Source organism: Agrobacterium sp. NPDC058088, assembly GCF_042885035.1.
Taxonomy (GTDB): Bacteria; Pseudomonadota; Alphaproteobacteria; order Rhizobiales; family Rhizobiaceae; genus Agrobacterium.
Window position 1 is genome coordinate 146857 of record NZ_JBHVSU010000008.1, and the last position, 24317, is coordinate 171173.

Genomic DNA, 24317 nt, shown 5'->3' on the forward strand with positions numbered 1-24317 from the left:
GATGACGTGTCGGGATGTTATCTCTGCGTCAGGTTGAATCATTAAGGGGATGAGGGATGAAAAAGTTGGGGGCGATTTTGCTGATGGCTCTTTTGAGCGCATGTGCAAAGCCATCTGACGGACCGACCGCGGGCAATATCCGGTCTGCGACGTTCCCTCGAACCAACGAGAAAATTCCCGTCATCGAGCTCGCTAATGCATCGGCAACCACGGTTTCTGCCGGAAGCACGCTGAACGCCTCCGGACCCGGCCTTACCGCGCTTCGCAACACCGGTTACAACGCCCAGAGATTGCGGCGCGGCGACGTGATCGACATCACCGTGCTGGATACGGGAGAAGATGGACTTTTCTCCCCGACACAGAGCAAGACGCTTAATCTCGGACGCTTTACGGTGGATCAGAGCGGCTCGGTGAATATTCCCTTCGTTGGCAAACAGAGGGTAATTGATTCCACACCCGAAGGGCTGCAATCGCAGGTCGTCGCCGGCCTCAAGGGCTCGGCCGTGAACCCGCAGGCCGTCGTGACTGTCGTCGATAAGCCGACGAGCGCCGTCATGCTCAGTGGTGCGGTGAAAAATCCCGGAAAGATCGTGCTCACCGCCCGGCAGGAGCGGGTGCTCGATGCGCTCAATCAAGCTGGCGGCCCGACTGTCGCTGCGGGCGCGGCCACGGTCACTGTCGTTCGTGGCTCGCAAAGGGCCAGCGCGCCTCTTGACCGCGTCATGCGGGAAGATCGTCAGAATATCCGCCTGTCACCGGATGATCAGATCATGGTCGATGGCGACGCGGCGAGCTACACCGCACTCGGCGCTTTCAAGAGTGCCGGTGAATTCCAGTTCGAGGCCGGAAAGCTGACCCTGGCGCAGGCCGTCGGCCGCGCCGGTGGCTTGCTGGATGACCGCGCAGATGCGCGCAATGTCTATGTCTTCCGCAATGAGATTATTCAGGTTCCCGCCGCAAGGGCGCCCGGCGCGAAAGGCCCGGTCGCGACGGCCACGACCATGCGGCCCGTGATCTATCACGTCAACATGCGCGACGCTTCCAGCATCGCCCTCATGCAGCTCTTCCAGATGCAGAAGGGTGATGTGCTTTATGCAAGCAACGCGCCGCTGGTGGATTCGGCCAAGCTGCTGACCGTGTTCCAGAAGAGTGTGCCGACGGCTGCAGCGCCGCTTCCCGGCGGCGGCAACTGACCAATGAGGCGCTACAGAAGCTGTAGCGCTTCCATTGCCGTTTGTGGACGCAACGCAGGATCGTCACTGCAACAGGCCTGCGCAAAATCTTCGAGGCCTTGCGGTGACTCTGCATTATCAGTGGCGATTAGCCGCCGGGCGAGCCGTCCCACGGCGTATATGTCCTGATCCGGCTTTGCCGGTGCGCCTTGCATCTGTTCCGGCGGCGCAAATTCAGCCGAGGCCGCAAAACGAAGGCCCTGTTCCGCGTGTTTCCGACCAATTTGAAGGGCGATGCCGAAGTCGCTCAGTCTTGCCGTTTCGAACTTGCCGTCCGACAGCAGAATATTGGCTGGGGTGACGTCGCAGTGCACATGTCCAGATGCATGTACTGCACTCAACGCTTGCAGCACGCGGCGAAGGATCACGATCGCCTGCGAGGCGGCAATCGGTTGCGCAGATATGATCGATGCCAGTGAGTGCGCAAACCACGGCTGCAACAGGCCAGGCCGACCATCCGGCAACCGCAAAAGCGCGGACGTTTCCGCAAGGCAGGGATGGCGCAGCGCGAGCCCAATCTCGGCTTCGTCCCGTAAGCGTTGCAGCAGAACGGTGTCGTCCCTGCGGGCAGGCGGCACGGTTTTCAGTGCGTGCGGCGAGCCGAGATCGCGGTGACGCAATTGCAGCAAAAGTGTCGTCTCACTCTGGTAAGCGGTGAAATTCACGGCAAAGCTGTCCGCAATCCAGTCCGGTTTTTCGCCAGAAATATCTGGCAATTTTCGATCCAGTGCATTTCGGATCTGGTTGATCAGGTCTTGCTGCTCCTGGTAGCTTCTTTCCCGCGTGCCCTCATGGCGGATGCTTCGCCAAAGGTCGGAAAAGCGGGCAGCTACCTCCGGATAGACAAGTTCAACGCTCACGCCGGTTTCCAATCACAATTGCGCTTATATTCTCGCGGGCGTTTTCGATCAGCGCTTCCTGGACCAGGGCATTGGCGCAATCCTTGATCGGGGTGTTGAAAACGATCTCGGCAATGGCGCGTTCCCGGAGGATCTGCACCAGCGGGTAACTGCACAGCAGTATCCTGTCCTGCAGACCCCAATCCTCGAAAACGATGTCCGGCCGGAACTGCTGGGAAAGCCCGACACATTGCGAAAGTTGCTTTTTCATGCCGACAACGACGTGATCGCGAGAAAGCTGGTGCATGGTGCCGTTTTTCAGGAGATAGGCGCGTGCATCACCAGACCACAGGACGCTCAGCCTGCGCGAGATGATCGAGGCTATGACGACGCTGGCCATCGGCCTGACATCGGCGCCGGTCGTCTGGCGGGAGAGGAGCAGGCTGTTGATGGTGCCGAGTTTTCCCCTGATCTGTTGCGCCATCATCTCCGGTGTTTCGGCATCTGGCGTTTCCGCAAGAATATTCGTGGCGAGACGGGCGGCCTCTACGGCGCTATGTGAATCACCTTGTCCATCGGCAATGGCGAAGAGGGAAGGTGTCTGGGAAACGAATAGAGCGTCCGCATTCAGGGAAAGACGCGTGCCAGGGTGTGTGGCATAGCTGTAGGTCACAGATGACGGCTGTTCCGCTGCCGGCGCAGGCGCGGGCGCCACGGGCGGCATTTGCTGTTTTGTTTTCTCCTGCACCGGTGCTGGAATTGGCGCTGGCGCTGGCGCTGGTATTGAACCGTCCTCGTCGCCTTTGCCCGGCATGTCGCTAAACAGACGTAGGAAATCGGAGGCTTTGGGTTTGCCGTCAAATTTCAGGCCGCGGGCACGACGGCTGACAGGATCGATATACCACCAGAGGCTCGTCGGTATACGGCCGCGCACCATTTCCGGCACATCCTCCTCTTCCCGCGGCTTTGGCAGGCGAAGTTTTTTGATCGAAGTAATAAACCGGGAGATGTCGAAATCGCCGGTCATCGATGTCTCCGCCAGCGCCTCTGCGGCCATGAACCAGGTGTCGTCGAGATAGAGGCTTCGCGGATGCTCGCGGAAGCCATGGAGCTGGGCGATGATGGCGAGCGGATATTTGCGTCCAACTCGGTCCGCACTCGGGACCAATACACCGACATAGGCAGAGTTTCCCCATATGCCGTGCTCAACGATGAAGCGTATGGGTGGCGACGAAGAGAATATGTCTGGCCATCGGCCCGTAAACATATCCGCACAGGCGTGCATGCCGGATCGCATCCAGCCGTCAAAAGTACCTATCAATTCCCGCTCCAGCCCATCGGAGATGAAATCGCCATGGCTTGGAACCTTGCCGAAGAAACCGATGCGATCGCTTTCCGTCGCCTTTTGCGTGGACCTTGATGCCTGATCGGCCATCAGTTGCGATGACCCGCTGCCGTTATCGTGCCCGCCTTCATTCTAATCCCCTCCTTTGAAACATCACTATTCCGTTCCGTCACTAGAACTGCGCGGGGCAGGCGAAGCTGGCAATTGCATCCAGCTTGAACGGATTGAGAACCGAGCCGAACTGAATATCGAATTCGGCAGCCTGTCCGCCATTCTCAAACCGCACCCGCAGCAGGTCACCCGACTGGTTCTCGATATCGGCACCGTCAAACAGCCGGAAGGGCGACCAGTCGCCATTTTCGGTTTTGGCCTGCTGCCAGCCGCCGGGCTGGAAGGCGATGCGCGACAGGCTTGCCGTGTTTTCGCGCGAGGGCCAGGTGATCGATTTCGCCTGGATCGGACCATGATAATAAACGACCCGCTCGCCCTCGATCTCCAGCATCACCGCGCTCGAGGCATTGGTGAGGGAGACGGGTTTGACATTGATCGAAACCGCCGGCGTCTCGCTACCATTCGGGAAGAAGGCGCGCGAAATCTTGTCGGCATTTTCGAACTGGGCGACGGCGCTGCTGGGAAGGCCGGCCGCGCCGAAGGTACCTTTCCAGCTCCATGGGGTCGTCGTCTTGTCGACAAACGGTTCCATGCGCTGTTTGAAGAAACTCTGGAAAACCCCCGTTGGCCCGAAGAGACGCGTGAAATCCGCAATGGCGACATCGCGAGTGGAGGCCCGGTCGAAGGGATAACGACCGGTCACGATCGAAGAGCACAGGGAGGCTGAATCTGACGTCCAGAGTTCGGCGATACGGCTGCGAGCGGACTTGACCGCGAGCGAGCCGACATCCGCCGCCACGCCTGCCACCCAGACATCGAGCGGCGCCGGCAATTCGCGGGCCTGCTGCAGCAGGTCCTGATTGGCCTTGGTGAGCTGGCTGTCCACGTCGAACACCTTGGCGACTTCATCGGAGGTTGTTGCCGAGCGGGCAAGCTGTTCGTTCAGCAGCTTGAAATGCGCGAGCAACTGTTCCGATGGCGAACCTCCGGTCTTGTCGCCATTGGCCTGCTCGCCCGTTGTGGCTGCGCCTTTCGTCGCCAGCATGTCACGCAGTCTCGCATAGGGATCGGACGCATTCACCGAGGCCGCCAGAACGGCTGTGGTTGCGTCGTCATCCGCAGCGGATGCGAGGGTGGCGGGGTTTGCTCCAGGGCGCAGATCGGTTGCCTCCGAGATCGATCTGGCGGCCTCCATCACGATATTGCGCTCATTGGCGAGCGCACGGGTGGTTTCCACTGCGTCGCCGAGGGTCTGGGAGGGTTTGACCCGAAGGTCGGCCAGCATATCAGCCCATTTTTTCTCAAACCGGTCGAAATAGATTTGCAGCGCGGCCTGCGCCACCTGCTCCACGGTCGCGCCCTTGATGGCATCATCAGAACCTCGCACCCAGCCTTCGGAAAGCGCGATGCGGGCGGCATGCGCGACTTGCGGAATGACGACACGGTGATATCCATCCGCAGTGAAGAGGCCCTCTATGCCCTCCGCCATAGGCGCTTTGCTGCGACGCTCGAAAGCACGCTCGCCCAGAGGACCGAAAGCCGCCGCGGGGGTCCATTCCATCAATTCGCGCACCTGCGGAAGACCGGCGAGAATATTATAGGTGCGTGTGCCAATCGCTTGATCGCGGATCGTTTCGCGGGCGGTAGCGATGAGCCGCGCATTGAGCTCGATCGGGGCAAGCACGCCGTCGGCCAGCGCCTTTGCGTGTTGGTCCAGCGCTTCTCGCACCGCAGCCCTTCCATCACCAGGGTATAGCGATGCGAACATCTGATGCGTCTGCACGGTCAGGAAATCGCGGTCCAGTGCACCCATCCCGCCCAGCATTCCATAGAGTTTCAGCGAATTGAACGTGCGGGTGACATCCTTCTCGTCCTTAAGCTGCTTTTGCAGCTGCACGATCATCCGCGGCAGCAGCAAGGCGTTGAGCGCGCGCTGATAGGCGTCACGCTGGCGCCCGGCAATCTTGTCCTCCTGATCGAGGCCGAAGCTGACATTCCAAATGCGTTCGCGGGCAAAGCCGGAATTGGCAGCGCGCAGATTGTCGAGCGCGGGGAGGATGCGCAGGAAATCGGCATCTGCGACCTCTCGTACGGGAATTCCCTGAACGAGTTGCTCATAAGCGCCAAGTTTGCGATCCGCTTCGGCGAGCGCCTGTGTATTGGCGAAATAGGTGAAAATCCAGCCAGTGAAGACAATGGCGACCGCCGCGGCGGATGCGCCATAGGCAATGCGGCGCACCAGTAATTGCCGCCCAGAAAGGCGTTTGTCGCGCATCACCAATGCGGCTTCGGGAAAGATGACATCCTTGAACAGCCGCGAGAGGAAGTAGCTCCGGCGGGTTCTGGGGGCTGCGGGAGATCTTTCCGTTTCCGGCTGCGTTCCCGACGCTAAATAAACGCCGCGCAGAAGCGGGGGCTCAATGAGAGGCGAACTTGCGCAAAGCTCGGCAAGCGCTTCATGCAGGCGGTCCTTCAGCCGCGCCAGCTCGGCCGGAAAACGGAAGATACGTCCGCGTATCTCCGCATTCTGTTCCTGCTGCAGGCGTTCAATCAGCATGGCATCGACCCGCTGCTGCAGAAGCTCGAATTCTTCCGTCAGGCGCTGCGGCAGGTTCTCGGCGGAGTAGCTTTCATCCAGCTTAAAGGTTGTGCCCCACACCTGCTGACGATCGGTCTTGTTGAAACCGTCGAAAAACTCCACGAAACCATGCAGCAGGTCGGCCTTCGTCAGAACGATATAGACCGGGACCCGAGCGCGCAGATATTCGTCGAGTTCCGAAAGCCGCTGACGGATGGAGCGCAGTTCCTGCCGCTGTTCTTCGGGATCACGGTTGAGCAGATCGGGGATTGACAGGGTGACCAATGCGCCGTTGATCGGCTGCGAACGGCGATATCGCCTCAGGAGGCTGAGAAAACCTTCCCAGCCGGCCTTCGAGGATCCGTCGAGATCGTCCTGCGTGGTATAGCGCCCGGCGGTGTCTATCAGGATCGCCTCGTCGGCGAACCACCAGTTGCAGTTGCGCGTGCCGCCAATGCCCTTCACCGCATTTTCGCCGAGCGCATCGCCAAGCGGAAATTGCAGGCCGGAATTGGTGAGTGCCGTCGTCTTGCCGGAACCGGGGGCGCCGAAGATCACATACCAGGGCAGGTCGTAAATATAACCGAAGCGCTTTTTCGTGACGCGTCGCAAGAGAGCGAGCGCTTCCTTCAGTCGTGTCTGGATTTCGCCGATTTCCGCCTGCCGATTGGCCAGCGCCTCGCGCTCGATACTGTCGACGAGTTCCTTGTCCTGCTTGCGTCCGCGGTAGATCGTAACGACGATGTAGACCAGCCAGATGGCGATGATGGTGCCGATGGCGATGAGCCGGGCCTGCACCGTGCCAAGCGGCTTGAAATCGCCGAGCGCGATCAGATAACCGTAGAACCAGATGACAACGCAGAGCGCTATCACCCATAAAAGCGACAGGAAACGTCGTCCGACGAGGGCCGCGTAGCTCTCGACATAGGAGCGGATCGTATAAAAATAGCTCAATGGATTCATGGCTGGGTTTCTCCCGGCTGCTGTCCCGGACTGTTCTGTATGGGCGGCGACAGAATGCCAGCGTCGCTCAGTTTTTCATCGGGATTGGTCAGGACCATGATTTCTGTTCTGCGGTTTATCTGGCGGCCTTCTTCCGTCTTGTTGTCGGCAATCGGGTCGCTGTCGGCCCGGCCTTCGGTCAGGATCGCTTCAGGACCGGTGAATTGTGAAAGAATGTCTCCAACGGCCTTGGCGCGCGCTTCGGAAAGGTGCCAATTCGATGGAAACTCCACCGTCTTGATCGGCACGGTGTCGGTATAACCGATGACGACCGCACGGAATTTCTCAGCCGCAAGCGCGCCGCCGATACGCTGGATGAGATCGCGGAACTGCGGGCTGACATCGGCGCTGCCTGTCGTGAACAGGCCCGAATTGTTGATGCGAACCCGCAGCCGCCCGTTTACATCCGCAAGGGTCACGAGCTTCCTGTCGACTTCGGGCTGCAGGAAGGCCATCAGCTTTTCAAGCCGGGAGGGTTGTCTCGGCTCCACGATTTTGGGTGGATCTACGACGCGGGGAGTTTCCACTTTAGTTGGCGGCGGCGTTGGTGCAGGAGGGCTTGCGATCAACACGCTCGGTGTTTCGTTCGGCGGCAGATGAGCAAGTCTTTCGAAAGTGACATCGGATGCGCTGTTGAGCGACAGCGTGAAGAAGAGATAACCAAGCGCGAAGGCGAGCGCCATCAGCGACAGCAGGGTCCAGAGCGCCGCCATCGCGCGCAATGGCGTATGTCGAGCATCGACACCTTTCCAGTGCGGAGAAAGCTCCCGTTCGAAGGCGCCATATTGGCCGATCAGCGTTTTGTAGAGGCTGTCGCGGATGCGTGAAAGCTCGAGCGCTCCTTTCGGTGAAACGCGGGTTCGTCCTTCGAAAGCCAGCGACAAGCACAGATAGATCAGAAGCAGCAGATCCTTGTTGGCGCCGGGAGACTGGTGGAAATGGTCGAGAATGTCGAAAACCCGGTCGCCGCCAGTGACGTCATTGTGGAACGTGGAAACGAGGCCGGAGCGCGCCCAGCCTGCCCGCACACCCCAGGGCTTGCTGAGAACGACATCATCGACCGTCGCGCAGACGACATAATGCGCAGCCCTTGCCCGCTCGGGGCTGATGCGGGCGGAGGCGAGGTCGCGTTCATAGCGTGTAATTGCTTCAACGCAGGCGCGGCGAAGCTGGTCGGGATCCGGCTCGGCATCGCTGAAGCGCAGCAGATGTGCGAGGTTGAGAAGGGGAGCTGCCGATTGCACAAGTGTCGGAACCTCCTCGCCGCCGAAGTGGAAACCGGTCAGCAGCTGTTCGACCGGCATGGCAGTCGCCTTTGCCCTGCTGGGGCCTGCCGGCTCGTCGGTCTCGACGATGTCCTCGAGGATTGCCGCCATGTTGCGGGCGTTCTGGTTGCGCCGGCGACTTTCCTCGGTGATCTCGACCACCGTCGGCAAATCCTGCCAGGAAGAGGGGTTTTCCGTGCTCATTCGCGTAATGCCCACATTTCCATTTCAAGCCCAGGGAATTCGCCCGCCAGATGCAGGGCAATCGCCCCTGAAGTATCGAGCTGTTTCCAGAGCGGCGACTGCGTGTCGATCTCGAAATAAACGGTGCCGGAGCGATAGGGCAGTTGCCGTGGCAGAACCGGGAGGGACCGCACGGGAATACCCGGCAGTGCCACATTGACCAGTTCGGAAATCCGTTCCACCGGACCGACCTTGATCTGTGCCGGCAGGCGGCGGCGAATATCCTCGGCAGCCATATCCGCCCGCACGGCAAGCACGAAGCCGGCGTCGCGCAGAAGTGTGCGGTCGTGGATAGTGCCGACGCGGACGCCATGTCGGCGTTCCACCAGTTCGATTGCGACGGCCGCCTGTTCCAGAACCGCAGACAGCGAGGTACGCAGATCATCAAACACAGCGCCGAAGGTGGCTTTCAGATCGTCGTGTCGATAGGGCGGGAAATCTGTCGCCCGCTTCCTGTCTGTGGTGAAGGTGGCGAGCTCGCCGGCAAGCTGGATGCAGTCTTCGTAAAAGCGGATGGGATGAAAACGCGTAGCGTTGGCACTGCGATGCGCGAGTAGCGGATCGGCCCGGTTGAGGATCTGCAGCAGGAAATAATCGCCCACTTCCGCCGTCCCACGGATCGTCGGGTCACCGATGCGTTCGGCGATCGCCTGGGCGCGGTGGCGCACGATCCCCAGAAGCTCCGTCAGCAATTCGTTGAGACGGGGTGCAGCCGCGCAGCTGAGGCTTGGCGGGATGAAATCAGGATCAAGAATGACCGCACGGTCGGAGCGGACTTCGATCACCCGCGCCAGCCCGATGACGTCATAACCGGAAAGATCGTCACCGGTCTTGAGGAACTTCAGGCTCAGGCGGCCGACATCAATCGGGGCCACGAAATCCGTCTCTATATTGGTATCGGAAACTTCATAGGTGGATGCGGTGAAACGCACATTGTTGGTGTCATTGTGGCCGCTGGCGGACATGTCGGCCTTGCCCGGTTGCCGGGCCGGCAGGGCAAGATAGATGATGGCGTTCTTGACGCTCTCGTCGAGATCGAGCGGCGGCGGCAGGTCGGAATCTTCAGGCGCCTCGAAGGGCGTACCATCGGGCAGGATCCCGCGCAGGTTCGACAGAGCGAATTGCCCTATCGACAAGGCGCTGCGATCGACCCCCATCTCTACGATGCCCCAGGGATAGGGCGAAAGGTTGCGTGTGGTATTGCGCACCAGGCGTTCGGTCCAACGGTCGGACTGCTGAAAATGCTGGACGCGAAGAAACATGCCCTCGCTCCAGGCTACACGGTTCTCATGTCTCATCGTGGTCATTTACCCCCTTGGCATCGGCTGTGGCCGCGTCAGTCTGCCGTCCCGGCGTGGCTTCACCACGCGCTGCGCGCTGCAGGAACTGCCTGACCGGCAACGGACGGCCGTTTTCTTCGAATTGCTTTTTGTAGGCGGACCAATAGTCTGTTTTGATTATAAGCCCATGCCAGTCCCGGCGGCCGATCTTTGCCCGGAAATCGTTGCCGGCATCGACAGACGCCTCGATAAGCCTCGGCTCGAGCCTTTGCGTGCAACCATGGATCAAAGTTTCAAGCGCGTAGGCAAGTTGCCGCTGCTGGCGGATGAGCCTTTCCATCCGCACGCTCAGGGAGGCTGACGAACCTTGGCCAGCGCGCTCGCTCTCGAGGTCCAGAACGGCCAGACAATCGGCGCTTTCCTGCTCCAGCGTGGCCAGAAGATCGCCAATCTCCTGCGCGGTAGAAACGCCTGCAGCCGGTGCGTTCTCCGCTCGTAAGTCTTCTTCCGTCTCCGGGAAAACACTGTCGAAATCTTCGCCACCGGCGGCCGAAACCGGACGAGAGATCATGACGGGCGTGTTTAGCGCGTCGGTATGTTCGTGCTCGCTGCTCGCAACCGGCTCCTCATCCCAGTTATCGGGCAGAATGGCACTTATTCCATGCGCCGCGGGCGGTTCGCTCCAGCCGATCTCGACATTTCGCGAAATGGACTTTGCCTTCCGTTTCGCGCCCTCCCGCCATGTTTCGGACCAATCGTCGACGGAGGCAGCGTTGCCCATCATGCCGCCGGCCGATCGGCCGTTCGGGGCGATGTCCGCAAGGATCGCCGAAATGGTCAGCGGCTCGTCGCTCATTCGCAGGGATGCGTCGGGATCGGAAAAATCCAGTTCGGCATCGCCGCTGATGGAGACCTGAAAAACCTGCCCGCCAATGTTGATCTGCGAACCGTCGCGGAGACGTGCGCTTTCGCCTTCGAGCAGCAGGCAGCCATCGACGAGCGTGCCATTGGCGCTCTGGTCCATTATCGTGAAGCCCTCGCCATCGCGGTTGAGCGTGCAGTGCAGCTTGGAAACGCGCCGTTCATCGTCGTCGATCTGCCAGTCGCACTCCCGAGATCGGCCAATGACGCGGCGGCCGCGCTCGAAGGTCCACTGACTGGCTCTTGCTGTTCCGATATTGCGTATGTCCTTGAGTGCAAGCTTCATATCTATGCCCTCACGCGGAGATCGCCGAGCCTTCCCGCTCGGTCACCACAGCGTCAGCGCTGTCTTGTTGGGCGGGTGCCACGCGAGCCCAGCTGTTCCAGCCGAGACGGGCGGGAGCATCGGACTGGCCGAGGCGGCAAAACGGGATGTCCTCCTTTTTCAGGATCACCTGCACATCGAAGTGCAATGCGCTTCCGACGAACAGGCGTGTCAGAGAAAATATTTCCGCAAGCCGTTTCGAACCGGGCGTAAGGGCCAGGTAATCCGCATAGGCGACAGGACCGATCACGACCCGGAAGCCACCGCTCATATCTTCGACAGCGCTTCCCGCTGTCGTGTTCTGTCCGAGCCTCAGTCCTGATGCCTGCCCGAGCTGGCTTTGTTCGTGAAGCGGTAAAGCCACCCACCGCCGGCGAAACTGTTCGATATGGACCGGAAGTCCCGTGAATTCGCAAAGCATTGATGTGAGGGCCGAAACATTGCGGTTGCGGCCGGCCAGAAGGCCGCTGAAACGCAGGAGCGCGTCTTCGCTCACGCCTGCTTTCTCGACCAGACCGGCAGTGCGGAACCCGATGAGGGCGAGCAGTGTTTTGCGGAAACCGTTGTCTCTCTGATCGGCCGACCAGCGCAAACCCCTTGCAAGACGGTATTTTTCCGTCGCGGATACGAATAGTTCGCTGAACCTTGCCGCAAACAGGTTGAAGAAGCTTGCCAGCGCGCCCGAACGATTGCGTTCTTCCCGTTGCAGCAGTTCGCCATAGGCCGGCGGTAGCGAACCAAGCGGCCCGACGATGGGCGCGAAAGCTGATTTCAGTTCGGCTTGACCGCGCTTGCGGCTGAAACCGCTGACTGCAAGTGGTGTCGGCTGTATTCCGCCATGAGCACCGATGACGATCCCGTCATCCGGCGAAACGAACTGGGCGACGCGAAACGCGGTTGCAGGGTCAAACCGGCCGGGATCGTCGCTGAGAAGCGCCGCCTGTCTGTCTTTTATGGTTGGCGTCTGCTGTGCCATACCCGTCTCCTAGAGCAGCGGCCGGTCGGCCGCGCGGGCTGGCCAGCGGGCAATCGGTTTGGAGTGGCCGCGCATCGTCGCCGTCAGCCGTGTGAAACTGTTGATCGACGTGTAGAGCCCGAAGAAATGGTTGAGGACGCCGGCGAAAACAAATGCGGCAGGTCGCGCGATCAGTGCCGGGTCAAACTCCACCGTGATATCCGTTCCCGGTACCATTGCCGAGCCAATCCGGGCATGAGAATTCTGCGCCTCGACATTGCTTATCGCCTCCACGATCTGTCGGGTTTCCGGGCTGTCCCTGAAGGAATAAAGCGAGAGAATGTCCTTCAGCGGCGCGCCGCCATTGTCGGTGAGCGAGAGATGGTTGAGGAGAAGATGTGAGATCAGCCGCCACTCGCGTGCCGAACGCTCGTTGACGCGGATCGCCTCCGTCGGCGGCATCAGTGCATGGATGGATTTCACCGCCTCGTTGCCGGTAGAAAGCTGCAGGAATGGGTGCCCGCCGCCAAAGGGAAGCTGGCTTGGCAGTTCGCGGTTGAGGCAAAGTGTATCGATGCTTGCCACCATGTCGAGCGGCCCAAGCGGGCCGCGCGTCTGATCCACGAAGGCGATGTCCGTATCGGAAGAGCCGTCATCATCGAACCGCCGCTGTATCTGCCAGTAAACGTTTGCGCCATTATTGCGCTGTGTGCGACCAAAAAACGGAGACGTCTTCTGGGTCTGTCCGGAACGGCTGGTCAGTTGAACGTTTTCAACGGCATAGATCTCGCGAGTCCGCTGCCGCCGTGCATCCGGCAGCAACCTGTATTCCGTCCGCGTACCATCAAGACTGAGCGGCTCGCAGCTTTGTTTGAACAGGTTGATCACCGGTGAGGCGTTCAACACAAAATCTCTGACCGACACCATGCGCTCAAGCCGCGTGTCCGTCGCATCCAGATAGATGTATAGCTCGCAGTCGCCGCCGCCCCATTTCTGCAGCCCGTCAATGTCGAGAAATAGAAATTTCTGCGGCAGCGCGAAGAATTCGGTGAGAAGCCGGTATCCATCAAAACTGTTGGCTGGATATGGCAGCATGGCTTTGTCGCGAGAGTACCCGGACGGCCTAAGATTTCCGGCGGGCAGGAAAACGGCTTCCTTGTCCTCAGCGTGACGCGCAAGCGCCATGCCGACGCAATGGTTGGTCAAAAGCTCGTAAAGTGCTGTCGCCTGCTGCCATGCGGCGGACAGGAAAATCTGGAGTTTCGTCAGTCCCATTTCCGGGAAAGTACCGCCGCGCGGGGCCGTGCTGCGCAGCGAAAGCCTCAAACAGCTGGCCGTGCCGGCAAAGGACGCCGAGGAAGGGGCGTCGATCGGCTGACCGGTGAGCGTCGCAGCTGCGATTTCCAGTGGAGCGATCTCGACGTCCTGCGTGGTACGGAAACGGCAGCTTTCGCCGCCAACCGGTTCGGCGAGAATTTCGCTGTGGCGGGGAAGCGTCTGCACGGTTGCCAGCGCCGGGCTCTGAGCGAATTGCACGACGCTCATCGAGGGGATCGGGGCAAGATAATGCGGATAGAGCGTTTCCAGCAGGCTGTCCGACAGTTCGGGGAATTCGTCATCCAGCTTCTGGCGCACCCGGGCGGCGGAATAGGCGAAACTCTGGATCAGACGCTCGACATGCGGATCGTCGGCAACGTCACCTGTCATCCGCAGCCTGCCAGCGATCTTCGGAAACGCCGCCGCAAAACGGGATGCGCGCTTTCGCAGCGCAAAAAGCTCGTCATTGTACTTTTCGAGGAAGCCTTCAGCCATTCGTCGCCTCCACCAGGAATTGCTGCGTGGAAGGATCGATCCGGGATTCAAAGCTGATCGGCGGCATGCCTTCCTGTAGGCGGAAGCTTGCCTGTATGCGCATGCGAAGCGCCCGGTCACCATCCGTGCGGTTTTTCAGGATTGTCACATGCACGTCGGCAAGGCGTGTTTCGAACAGGGAAATCCGCCGCTCGATGCTGCGAGCCAGTCGCGCCTTGGAGGCATCCGTCACCAGATTGGCCGAAAGAATGCCATCAACGCCATAGCTCACGAGCGCATCGGACAGTTCCTTGAGTGCTGCCGGCGGGCCGGCCGGGTTGCGGCGAGTATTGAGCAATGCCTCGAGGTCACGGCGGATCACCTCGCGCATCTCGCGGGCCTGATCCTTCAGGCTGACGAGCATATCCGTTTCCGCATCCGGCGCGTCATCGAGCAGCCGGTCCAGAACCGAGCGCGACAGCGTCCTTTGCCGTGCGCGATATTGCTCCAGCGGATCAACCACGGGCGATCTGCCTTTCTTCGTCGGACAGGGCGGAAAGCGCGCCGATTTCGTGGAACGGCACAACATCGTCGCCAATCAGCAGGCAGCGTTGGCCGAGACCCGTTATCAGTGGTTCACCCTCACTCCAGCGCGTTTCCCGGCCGAGAAGGAGGCTGACATCGTCGCCTGCACCGTGATAGATTGCCGGAAGCAGCACGGATGCGACTGCCCCGTCGCGCAACGTCAGTTCGGCGCCGCGAAAGGCGAGGTCGCGCGGGCGGCTCATGGGGTCGATGCTGAGGCTCTCGATGCGTCCGTAATCGATCCAGAGATATCGGCCGCCATTGGTCAGGACTTCCAGCGCATGCGGAACCCGATCGTCCAGATCGCGGATGTCGCTGGCGCTCTTGCCGTCGTGGCCGATTGGCACATTGCCGCGTTTTTCGTCGAGTTCATTCAACGCGTCTTTCGCGCGCTCGACATCGCCGGTGCGCGCCGCAATGTTCGCCCGTATGGCCAAGTGGTCAAGTTCGGAGGGGCCGCCGGGGAAATCCGGTACGGCGCCGCTTTCAAACCACGCATTGCGTGCGGCCATGGCGCGCAGCTGGTGGCGGAAGAGGGAAAAACCGACGCTGTCCTGCGGTGAAAATGTTGCGGCCAGATTGCATTGCGCATCGGCCTTTTCATAGTCGCCGGCGAGGACCAGCAGATCGATGTAGAAATGGCGGCCATCCTTGTCGGTCGGCCTGGTTTTCACATGGTCCCGCGCGAGCCCGATTGCGTCTTGCAGCTGGTTGTCGTCCAGGAGGCGGGAAATTTCGTCGCGCAGCGTCATGCAGATATCCTTTGCGGCTCGGCTGAAGGCCGGGAGGCGGTGGTGGCCGGCATCATGGTTTCGGCAATGAGGTGGAAGCTCGTGGAGACGTCATCGAGCTGGAAATGCGGCTGAAGGCGCACGGTGCATGAGAATGTTCCGGGCTTGCCGGGAACCTCGAAGACATTGATCCCCGCAGAGCGCAGCGGATAGCGCGTTCGCAACGCCGCCTCCGCATCGTCGTTGCCGAGCGTATAGGAGGAAAGCCAGCTTTCCAGTTTGCGCTCAATTGTCGTGGCATCGCTGAGCTGGCCGATGTCATCGCGCATGATGACCTTGAGGTAATGCGAGAACCGGGAGGCACACAGTACATATTGCAGCATGGCAGCAAGGCGGGCGTTCTGCCTCGCCGCTTCGGTGGAGTAATGGCCGGGTGCGTGCAGGGACTGGTTGGCGTTGAAGATCGCCATGCCGGAAAGATAGGTGGTGGAGACGGGTACGATGCCAAGATCGGAAAATTGCTGTTCCTGTCCCGTCGTCAGTTGCACTTCCACGGGCGGCTGGGCGGACAGGCCGTTGCTCTCAATGCCGAGATCGAGCGGTGGCAATTGCCGGGCAGAGAGCATGCCGCCATCCACGGCGTCCTGTGTCACACCGCGCAGATCCGCAAACCAGCCGGAATCGACGAAATTGCGCACCACAACCGTTGCGAAGGCAAAGGCGGCGTTGCCCCATAGCAGGGTTTCGCCGCTTTCCGCGACATGCTCGCGGAATGGAAATCCGTCATCCCGCCCGCGCGCATAGGGCTTATAGGGAGAGCGTAGCAACACGCGCGGTGCGACAAGGCCTACGAAGCGTGAATCGTCGCGTGCGCGAAGCGCATTCCACCGCAGACGCGATTTCTCCTGTTTCAGCCAGGAGAAATCATGGACCCGGCTGAGTTCCGAAAAGTCCTGCAGCCCAACGGTGGAGGGCGAAGCCGCCGCCAAGAAAGGGCAGAAGGCGGCCGCAGCCACCATGCCGATCTGTGACAGCGTTGTGATGGAATCGGCACCATCAAGATCATCAGGGGAAAAGGCGTAGTCGCCGATCAGAAGGCCGACCGGTTCGCCGCCCGGCATGCCGAATTCGCGGTTATAGACGACCTCGAAAAGATGGCTCTGGTCGAAGTCGGTGGCGCGTTCCGTGTTGCGGGCAAGGTCGCGCCAGCTGGCGTTCAGCAGTTTCACCTTCACGTCGGTGCTGCGGCCCGCTTCGCGCACGACCATGGCAAGCCCGCGCCATCTCGCCTCCATCGCCTGAAAATCGGGATGGTGGAGAATGGCGTTCACCTGGCCGGTCAGCGCCTCGTCGATGAGGGCGATGAGCTGGTCGGCGAAAATGCGGGCGTCCGGAAAGGACTGATGCGCCATGAGTGGGCTCCGGATGATGAACGGGGCCGGGGTGGCAAACCACCCCGGACCAGGCTCAGTTCTTCGACGGAATACGGGCGACCATGCGCAGCGAGGTCGTCAGTTCTTCCATCTGCAACCAGGGCCGCATCCATGCGACCGCATTGTAGGCGCCGGGTTTGCCGGGCACTTCCTGAACGGTCACCTTGGCATCGCGCAGCGGATATTTGGCGCGGCTTTCCTCACCCGCCTCGTCATTGGCGTTGACGTAGTTGGCGATCCAGCGATTGAGCCAGACTTCGCAATCGGACGCTTCCATGAAGGAGCCGATCTTGTCGCGCCCCATGACCTTGAGATAATGCGCGAAACGCGACGTGGCCATGATGTAGGGCAGACGTGCCGAAACGGCGGCGTTGGCCGTTGCTTCCGGCTTGTCGTACAGCTTTGGCTTGTGCGCGGTCTGGGCACCGAAGAACACCGCGTAGTCAGTGTTCTTGTAGTGGCAGAGCGGCAGAAAGCCGAGTTTGCCGAGTTCGGCGTCGCGGCGGTCGGTAATGCCGACCTCGGTCGGGCATTTCAGATCCAGGTCGCCGTCATCGCTGGAGAAGACGTGCATGGGCAGGTTTTCCACCTTGCCGCCGTTTTCAGCACCTCGGATAGCCGTGCACCAGCCGCTTTTTGCGAAGGCATCGGTCAGCTTGGTGCCCATTACGTATGCGGCGTTCATCCAGCAATATTCGTCATGTTCAAGGTCACCATTCACCGCACCCTTGGTTTCGTCGTAGGCGAAATCATCGATCGGATTGGTTTTCGGACCATAGGGCATACGCGCCAGAACACGCGGAAGAGCGAGCGTGACGAAACGGGAATCGTCACTTTCGCGGAAGCTGCGCCACTTGGCATATTCGACCGTGTCGAAAATCTTCTCCAGATCGCGCGGACGGGCTAGATCGCGATAGTCCTCGAAACCGAACATGTGCGGGCTGGCAGCCGAGATGAAGGGCGCGAAGGCTGCCGCCGCGATCGATGAGACGCCTTGCAGCAGCTGGACGTCATCGAAGGAATTGTCGAATTCGTAATCGCCGATAATGGCGCCGAGCGGTTCGCCGCCGGGGGTGCCGAATTCGTCTTCATAGATCGCCTTGAAGAGGCGCGACTGATCGAATTCGACGGCTTTTTCCAGATCGCGCGCCAGTTCACGCTTACCGGCATTCATGACGCGGATTTTGAGGTTGACGCTCGTTTCGGAGTTCTTGACGAGATAGTTCAACCCACGCCAGGTGCCCTCCAGCTTGGCGAATTCGGGCGCCTGCATGATAGCGGCGAGCTGTTCGGAAATCGTGCGGTCCAGCTCCGCGATCGCGTGGTTAAGGGTGACGGTGAGGTTGCGGTCATATTTTACCGTCCCCTTCAGTGCCTGATCGGTCAGCGTACGCAGGAGGTTCTGCGCGCGGTCCGGTTCGGTTTGACGGGTAGCGGCAACCACCTTGGACAGCAGTCCCTGATCTTCGGCGGTCGTTGCCTGTGCTTCATTTTTCAGCAGGCTCTCAGCGCTCATGTTTCAGTCCTTCCACATGCGGCTTTGAAAATGCCGCTTGAACAGTTGGAAGCCCCAAGCGGGGCCGTTCGAGGAGGTATTCCTCCGCACAGGCGATTATTCTTTCGCGCCGTTCTTTTCCTTGAGTTCGGAAACCAGCGTTGCGAGGTCGGTCTTGTTCTGCAAAATATCTTCCAGCAACCGCTCCAGATCTTCCGAACGGTCGGCCTTGGAAAGAAGGTCGCGCAGCTCGTTGCGGGCATCCAGAAGCGCCTTGAGCGCCGGAACCTGCTGCACGACAGCGCCGGGTTCGAAATCATCCATACTTTCGAACTTCAGGTTGACCTGCACGTCCGTGCCATCTTTCTGCAGCGTATTGGCAACGGAAATATTGAGACCGGGCGTCATGCGCCGCATGACTTCGTCGAAATTGTCGCGGTCGATCTGAACGAATTTACGCTCCCCGAACGGCTTGAGCGGCTGGGTGGGATTGCCGGAGAAATCACCGAGCACACCGACCACGAAAGGCAGTTCCTTGACCACCATCGCGCCTTCGGTTTCGACTTCGTATTTGATGTGAACGCGTGGTTTGCGAACACGCTCCAGCTTTTCATGTACACTTGCCATTTCAACCTCCTTGGTGCCCCTTGGCACAGACGACCGTTACGGAGCGGCGTCGCGCTCCGTGCTTTCTATTTTCCGTTGCTCTCTCCGCTTGGCTTGATGCCGGCGGCCGTTAAGACTGCGTTGCGGACCTGGGCTTCCGGCAAAAGCTCGGCCAGCAGTTCCGAAAAATCCATGCGTCCCCTGCGCACCAGTGTCTCTATGGCAAGGGAGATCGGTGAATGCGGCTCGGTACGGCGGAAGTAACGCGCAACCGAGAGAAGAGTTTCAAAGGCTTCGTCGCGCGATAATATGCCTTCCGGTGCGGGCACGGCGGGACGCACGGCCGCCGCGCCGTTCTCGTCGGAACCGCTGATGGCCACGGTTTCCTGTTCGACGGGCGCCGGATCTTGGTCACGCCCGCCGAGCGAGCGAATTGCAGACGCTGCTTCGACCAGCGTGTTGCGGATATGGGAACTCGGGGGTGCGTATTGCCCGCAGCGCTCGGTAAGGATGGCCATGATCGCATCAAACGAGGAGAGGCACGCAGTCACCTCTGCCAACTGGGACGACATGGCGGCAACGCCAGTTTCAGACGCAAGCCGATATAGCTCTTCGCGACGTTTGCTTTCATTTGGGCGCTGCGCGAGTTGGAAGTCCCAGAGGCTGTGTTCGCCAAATTTCCCGCCCGGGATCAATGAGGCGAGGCGCAAAGGCTGAACAAGCGTTCCCTCGCTGCCGACACCGTTCAATCCCGCTAAAGGTGCAAATTTTTCTTCGTCATTATCGTCGCTGATCGACCTCAGCGAGTCCCAGTGGTTGTAAAATAGCTCTTTGCCGAGATCGTAGATTTCGCGCAGACCATGGAAGCCGCGCAGGCGCAGCGATGCTTCCGCAAGCCACGCCAATATTTCAACATCCTTGCTTTCGGAATATATAATCTGCAATCCAAGATTGCTGACATTATCCCAGCTACTGGATATTTTCAGGTTATCCTGCGGAGAAGCGGCGCGCTCTTCTGTGCGGGCCTGGTTTCTTTCATCCTTAATTCTATAGTATATTTCACGCGTTCTTGCATTGACCCGGATATTTTCTCCGCAGTCATTCAAAAATTCTAAATCTGTTTTAACGTTCGGCGCGTTCAACGTCAGTCTATCTCCGAGAAATAGTAATGGATTTTTTGTAGTTACTTCCCTTACGTAAGGCTATTCATACGACAGACTTATTCTAAATGTGTCTAAATTGTGGCGTCTAGTGGCTAATCTCACCTGATAAAAAATCAACTTCGGGGTGGACAAGTTGGTTTCATCATCATATTTACTCCACGTCACGTTGTGGAATGAACCCGGGCAGGAGGCTCATTGCATGTCGCATATCGATCTCAACCGCCTCGTTGGAGCGCTTGAGCCAAACCTGCGTGTTACCCTTGAAGCTGCGGCTTCTGTTGCGGTGCGCATGGGGCACAGATACGTGGATATCCCGCACTGGCTGCTTGCGGTTGTGGATTCTGGCATCTATGCGAAAACATTCGAAGAATTGAAAATTCCACTTCCGGTATTGCAGGCTGAAATCAGCCGCAGTCTGGACGAGGCCGTCGTCGGCGACGGAGAGGCCTTGTCCCTCTCCCAGAACATTCTCACGGCAGCCCGGGAGGCGTGGATTCTCGCATCGCTGGAGGCTGGCCGCGACCGTGTCACGCTTTGCGATCTGCTGTTGGCGATGGATGAGGAAACCTCACTTCGCTCTTTCGTCCGCTCGGCATTTCCTTCTCTCAAGGCGATGGATCGCACCGCGCTTGAGCGTCTTCGCAGTTCGAGCGAAAATGGCGCAGGCGTGGATGTTCCGTCCGCGCTGGCAGGCTCAGGGCAGGCAGGGGCAGGACAGTCTGTCGGCCAGAATGATTTCTTGCGCCTTTACACCCAGGACATGACCGCCGATGCCCGCAATGGCAAGGTTGACCCTGTTATTGGCCGCGATGATGAGTTGCGCCAGCTCGTTGATATTCTGACGCGCCGCCGACAGAATAATCCCATTCTGGTGGGTGAGGCGGGCGTTGGCAAAACGGCGGTTGCAGAGGCGCTGGCGCTGGAAATCGCGTCTGGCAACGTTCCGGAAAAGTTGCGTAATGTCCGTCTGCTTAACCTCGATATTTCGCTGCTTCAGGCCGGTGCCGGCGTGAAGGGTGAGTTTGAGCGCCGCCTTCATGGCGTGATCGATGCGGTCAAACGTTCGGCCGAACCCGTCATCCTGTTCATCGATGAAGCCCACGGCCTCGTTGGTGCGGGTGGTGCGGCCGGGCAGGGCGATGCGGCCAATATTCTCAAGCCCGCTCTGGCGCGCGGTGAAGTGCGCACCGTCGCGGCGACGACCTGGAGCGAATACAAGAAATATTTCGAAAAGGATGCGGCGCTGACCCGTCGTTTCCAGCCTGTGCACGTGCGCGAGCCGGATGAGACGACCGCCATACGCATGTTGCGCGGTGTCGCTGACAGCTTCGTCAGCCATCACAACGTTGTCGTTCGTGACGAGGCGATCGTGGCCGCGGTGCAATTATCCGCACGCTACATGCCCGCGCGGCAGTTACCGGACAAGGCGGTCAGCCTTCTCGATACGGCCGCGGCTGCCGTTTCACTGGCACGGCAGACCCAGCCGGAGCGGCTGCGCGCCATGGAAAGCGAGCGGCGCCTTCTCACCGATGAGTTGAGCTGGCTTTTGCGTGAGCCGCAGAATGACGAGATTGACACCCGTATTCAGTCGATACGCGGCGAAGTCGAAAAGCTTGAGAGCGGGATCGATGATCTGCGTGAGCGTTACGATGCCGAGATGGCTCAGCTAAGCGAAGAGCAGCCTGCTGAAGGCGATGTTTCCAATGTCTCGCCCCTGCGGCCTGTGGTCGACATGAAGCCGGCAACTGCCGACAGACTTGTCCCGACAGTTGTTGATCGTGAGGCGATCGCCGCCGTCGTTTCGCGATGGACCGGAATTCCACTCGGCAAACTTCTGGCGGACCAGATTGAAAGTGCCCGGACACTGGACGCGCGCATGCGGGAGCGGGTGGTGGGGCAGGATGCTGCAATTGCCCGGATTGCTGATGCCATGCGCACTGCTCGGGCCGGATTATCCGATCCGCGCCGCCCGCCGGCCGTTTTTTTCCTTGTCGGCATGTCCGGCACGGGGAAGACCGAAACCGCGCTGTCGCTCGCCGATATGCTCTACGGCGGCAACAGCCATCTGACGACGATCAACATGTCGGAGTTCAAGGAAGAGCATAAGGTTTCGCTGCTTCTCGGTTCGCCGCCCGGTTATGTCGGTTTCGGCGAAGGCGGCGTGTTGACGGAAGCGGTCCGCCGCCGGCCGTTCGGCGTCCTGCTCTTGGATGAGATCGACAAGGCCCACCCCGGCGTCCAGGATATTTTCTATCAGGTGTTTGACAAGGGCGTGCTGCGCGATGGCGAAGGCCGCGACGTGGATTTCAAGAACACCACTATCTTCATGACGGCCAATACAGGCTCGGAGTTGCTCTCGGCGCTGTCGGCCGATCCCGACACGATGCCGGAAGGCGAAGCGCTGGAAACGCTTCTGATGCCGGAGCTTACCAAACAGTTCAAGCCTGCGTTCCTCGGGCGCACGATCATTCTGCCCTTCATGCCGCTTGGGACTGAGGCGCTTGCAAGGATCGTGGATATTCAGATTGGCAAGATCAGGGAACGTGTGCTCGCAACATATGGCACCGGCCTGACCCTGTCCAATACGGCGCGAGATGCCTTGGTGGCGCGCGCCGGTGCAAGTGAGATTGGCGCACGCGCCATTGAAATCATGATCGGCAAGGATCTCCTGCCGCCTCTTTCCAGCTTTTTCCTCGAAAAGGTCATCGCGGGAGAGCGTGTCGGGAAGATTGTTGTCGATTTTGGTGAAAACGGGTTCGGCATTCGTGCCGAAGAGGCTGGGGAAGCAGATGAATTCGCCGTAACCGAAGAGGTTGGGGTGGATAAAGTTGCCGCGTCGGATGGGGCTACCCGACGCATGCGGCATTAAACGAAGGGTAACTCGGCCTCGGAGCAAGAGGTCATTTTAGCTACAGGAGCTTACAGCATGCCAATTTATCTGCAGATTGACGGTATCCAGGGCGACGCCACCCATGAAGAACATCGTAAGTGGATGGATATTGAAGCCATTCACTGGAACGTGGCCCGCAACATGAACACCTCTGCTGGTTCTGCTGCAAACCGCGAGGCCTCCGAACCGACCATTTCGGAAGTCATTCTGACCAAGGTTAGCGATTCTTCTTCCACCAAGCTTTTCCAGGAAGCCTGCGCCGGCCGGACCGGCAAGCTCGCAACCATTCATCTGGTGACCACGGGTAATCCGGGCAACACCTATATCGAGTATCTGCTGACAAACACGCTTATCGCCAGCTACTCGGTGGATTCCAGCGGTGACCGTCCGGTGGAAACCGTCAAGCTCAACTTCACGAAGATGGAAGTGAAGTACACGCCGTTCGACGACAACAACTCGCCGCAGTCTCCGATGATCGCCTCCTACGATCTGGCGACGACGAAGGCTGCCTGATCGTGACGCGACCCGGTGCCGGCGTTGCCGGCACCGGAACGTTTTCATTGCAGTTTTGCAGCTCACGTCGTGATGTTTCACGTCGACTTTGGTCGAGGCGGTTTTTTGATGCGCTCCCTATATGCGTTTTTTGTTTCCGTGCCGGTTGTTCTGGCATCGTCCGGTCTTTCGCCGGTCGGTGCGGCGGAACGGACATGGATATTCTCTGGTGCCGAACTCAAGCAGGCCATCGAGGGGAAGCTTGCCCCGGAGGTAACCGATCCGGAAATGCGGCGGCTGGTTTCCGTTGCAAAATCGAGCGCCTATATCGCCGGCGTGGCCGATCTGACGAGCGGATCGGACTGGTGTGGTGCAGGCGCCGTCGCGCCCCATGAACTCACCGACCGGATCTACACCTATCTCGGCGATCTTCCTGCGGAAAAACTGGATGAACAGGCAGCCACTCTCGTGCGGGAGGCGCTCAAGGTCTCCTTTCCCTGTGAGCAGAAAAGTAACTAGTGGGACGAACCATGCGCGTTAACTTTGACACTCTTTATAAGAATTATCCGAGCAGCGACCCGTCGCATCCGAACTATATCAGCCAGCGTGATCTTTTCACGGAAATAGGCTGGGATGATTTCATCGGTAACCCGAACTATCACAATACCTGTGCCATCCGCGTCAGCATCGCTTTCGTGAAATCGGGGATCAACATCGTTCCGTCCTCGCATCGCATCCAGAAAGGTCCCTATGCGGGCAAGGGCATTGAGGTGAACATGCGCCGCCTCGCAAATCTGATGAAACGAACGAGTTATCTCGGCGAGCCAGAGCCGTTTACCCCCGCGACAGCGCGTAATGGCATCGGCGCGCGTAACGGTGTTGTGGCGTTCAACAATATCCCTGGTTACACCGGCGGCGGCCATATCGATCTTGTGCGGGGTGGCTCAGAGGCCACGCAATGCGCATCGGCCTGCTACTACAATTCGGAAACGATCTGGTTCTGGCCACTTCAGTCCAGCCGCGGGTCCTGATTAG

General features: G+C 59.6%; 19 protein-coding genes. 5 read left to right on the forward strand and 14 right to left on the reverse strand.

Annotated features, from left to right (window positions below; genetic code table 11):
• Positions 1-56 precede the first annotated feature (56 nt).
• On the forward strand, positions 57-1193 hold the full coding sequence (locus ACFVTJ_RS19695) for a polysaccharide biosynthesis/export family protein (protein WP_386910285.1): 1137 nt from the start codon (positions 57-59) through the stop codon (positions 1191-1193).
• 11 nt (positions 1194-1204) lie between these two features.
• On the opposite strand, the gene ACFVTJ_RS19700 is transcribed toward ACFVTJ_RS19695, so the two are convergent.
• The 14 genes from ACFVTJ_RS19700 to tssA all read right to left on the reverse strand — a co-directional run bounded on the left by ACFVTJ_RS19700 (position 1205) and on the right by tssA (position 19879).
• Positions 1205-2092 carry a protein kinase gene (locus tag ACFVTJ_RS19700; protein WP_386910287.1) on the reverse strand — a complete coding sequence of 296 codons (888 nt, stop codon included), beginning with the start codon at positions 2090-2092 and terminating at the stop codon, positions 1205-1207.
• Entirely contained in the window at positions 2082-3506 is a 1425-nt protein-coding gene (tagF, locus tag ACFVTJ_RS19705; protein ID WP_386910289.1) for a type VI secretion system-associated protein TagF, read from the reverse strand. The genes ACFVTJ_RS19700 and tagF overlap by 11 nt, the downstream gene beginning before the upstream one ends.
• An 82-nt stretch (positions 3507-3588) precedes the next feature.
• A complete protein-coding gene (gene tssM / locus ACFVTJ_RS19710) occupies positions 3589-7068 on the reverse strand; it encodes a type VI secretion system membrane subunit TssM (protein WP_386910291.1) in 3480 nt (1159 codons plus the stop codon).
• The gene (tssL, locus tag ACFVTJ_RS19715) at positions 7065-8576 is read right to left on the reverse strand and encodes a type VI secretion system protein TssL, long form (RefSeq protein ID WP_386910293.1); all 1512 of its coding nucleotides are present in this window, start codon (positions 8574-8576) and stop codon (positions 7065-7067) included. The genes tssM and tssL overlap by 4 nt, the downstream gene beginning before the upstream one ends.
• A complete protein-coding gene (tssK, locus tag ACFVTJ_RS19720) occupies positions 8573-9913 on the reverse strand; it encodes a type VI secretion system baseplate subunit TssK (RefSeq protein ID WP_386910357.1) in 1341 nt (446 codons plus the stop codon). The genes tssL and tssK overlap by 4 nt, the downstream gene beginning before the upstream one ends.
• Positions 9903-11108 (reverse strand): type VI secretion system-associated FHA domain protein, encoded by a 1206-nt coding sequence (locus ACFVTJ_RS19725; protein WP_386910358.1) that lies wholly within the window; start codon positions 11106-11108, stop codon positions 9903-9905. The genes tssK and ACFVTJ_RS19725 overlap by 11 nt, the downstream gene beginning before the upstream one ends.
• Before the next feature lie 4 nt (positions 11109-11112).
• Positions 11113-12117, reverse strand: a complete 1005-nt coding sequence (tssG, locus tag ACFVTJ_RS19730; RefSeq protein ID WP_386910295.1) for a type VI secretion system baseplate subunit TssG — start codon at positions 12115-12117, stop codon at positions 11113-11115.
• A gap of 9 nt (positions 12118-12126) precedes the next feature.
• Positions 12127-13908, reverse strand: a complete 1782-nt coding sequence (gene tssF / locus ACFVTJ_RS19735) for a type VI secretion system baseplate subunit TssF (RefSeq protein ID WP_386910297.1) — start codon at positions 13906-13908, stop codon at positions 12127-12129.
• On the reverse strand, positions 13901-14410 hold the full coding sequence (tssE, locus tag ACFVTJ_RS19740; RefSeq protein ID WP_013760992.1) for a type VI secretion system baseplate subunit TssE: 510 nt from the start codon (positions 14408-14410) through the stop codon (positions 13901-13903). The genes tssF and tssE overlap by 8 nt, the downstream gene beginning before the upstream one ends.
• Positions 14403-15224: a type VI secretion system accessory protein TagJ gene (locus ACFVTJ_RS19745; RefSeq protein ID WP_386910299.1), complete on the reverse strand. Its 822-nt coding sequence runs from the start codon at positions 15222-15224 to the stop codon at positions 14403-14405. Before ACFVTJ_RS19745 ends, tssE begins: the two co-directional genes overlap by 8 nt.
• On the reverse strand, positions 15221-16615 hold the full coding sequence (gene tssC / locus ACFVTJ_RS19750) for a type VI secretion system contractile sheath large subunit (protein ID WP_386910301.1): 1395 nt from the start codon (positions 16613-16615) through the stop codon (positions 15221-15223). The genes ACFVTJ_RS19745 and tssC (ACFVTJ_RS19750) overlap by 4 nt, the downstream gene beginning before the upstream one ends.
• Positions 16616-16670: 55 nt before the next feature.
• Positions 16671-18152 (reverse strand): type VI secretion system contractile sheath large subunit, encoded by a 1482-nt coding sequence (gene tssC, locus ACFVTJ_RS19755; protein ID WP_004431481.1) that lies wholly within the window; start codon positions 18150-18152, stop codon positions 16671-16673.
• A 96-nt stretch (positions 18153-18248) separates the two neighbouring features.
• Positions 18249-18758, reverse strand: a complete 510-nt coding sequence (tssB, locus tag ACFVTJ_RS19760) for a type VI secretion system contractile sheath small subunit (protein ID WP_386910304.1) — start codon at positions 18756-18758, stop codon at positions 18249-18251.
• 65 nt (positions 18759-18823) lie between these two features.
• A complete protein-coding gene (tssA, locus tag ACFVTJ_RS19765; RefSeq protein ID WP_386910306.1) occupies positions 18824-19879 on the reverse strand; it encodes a type VI secretion system protein TssA in 1056 nt (351 codons plus the stop codon).
• Positions 19880-20099: 220 nt separating this feature from the next.
• Between tssA and tssH the strand changes: the two genes are divergently transcribed.
• The 4 genes from tssH (at position 20100) to ACFVTJ_RS19785 (ending at position 24313) form a co-directional block, all read left to right on the forward strand.
• The gene (gene tssH / locus ACFVTJ_RS19770) at positions 20100-22769 is read left to right on the forward strand and encodes a type VI secretion system ATPase TssH (RefSeq protein ID WP_386910307.1); all 2670 of its coding nucleotides are present in this window, start codon (positions 20100-20102) and stop codon (positions 22767-22769) included.
• 57 nt (positions 22770-22826) lie between these two features.
• Positions 22827-23303 carry an Hcp family type VI secretion system effector gene (locus ACFVTJ_RS19775; protein ID WP_004431488.1) on the forward strand — a complete coding sequence of 159 codons (477 nt, stop codon included), beginning with the start codon at positions 22827-22829 and terminating at the stop codon, positions 23301-23303.
• A gap of 108 nt (positions 23304-23411) precedes the next feature.
• Positions 23412-23801 carry a Rap1a/Tai family immunity protein gene (locus ACFVTJ_RS19780; protein ID WP_386910308.1) on the forward strand — a complete coding sequence of 130 codons (390 nt, stop codon included), beginning with the start codon at positions 23412-23414 and terminating at the stop codon, positions 23799-23801.
• An 11-nt stretch (positions 23802-23812) separates the two neighbouring features.
• Complete coding sequence (locus ACFVTJ_RS19785) at positions 23813-24313, forward strand: type VI secretion system amidase effector protein Tae4 (RefSeq protein WP_386910309.1); 501 nt, start codon at positions 23813-23815, stop codon at positions 24311-24313.
• The last annotated feature ends 4 nt before the right edge of the window (positions 24314-24317 follow it).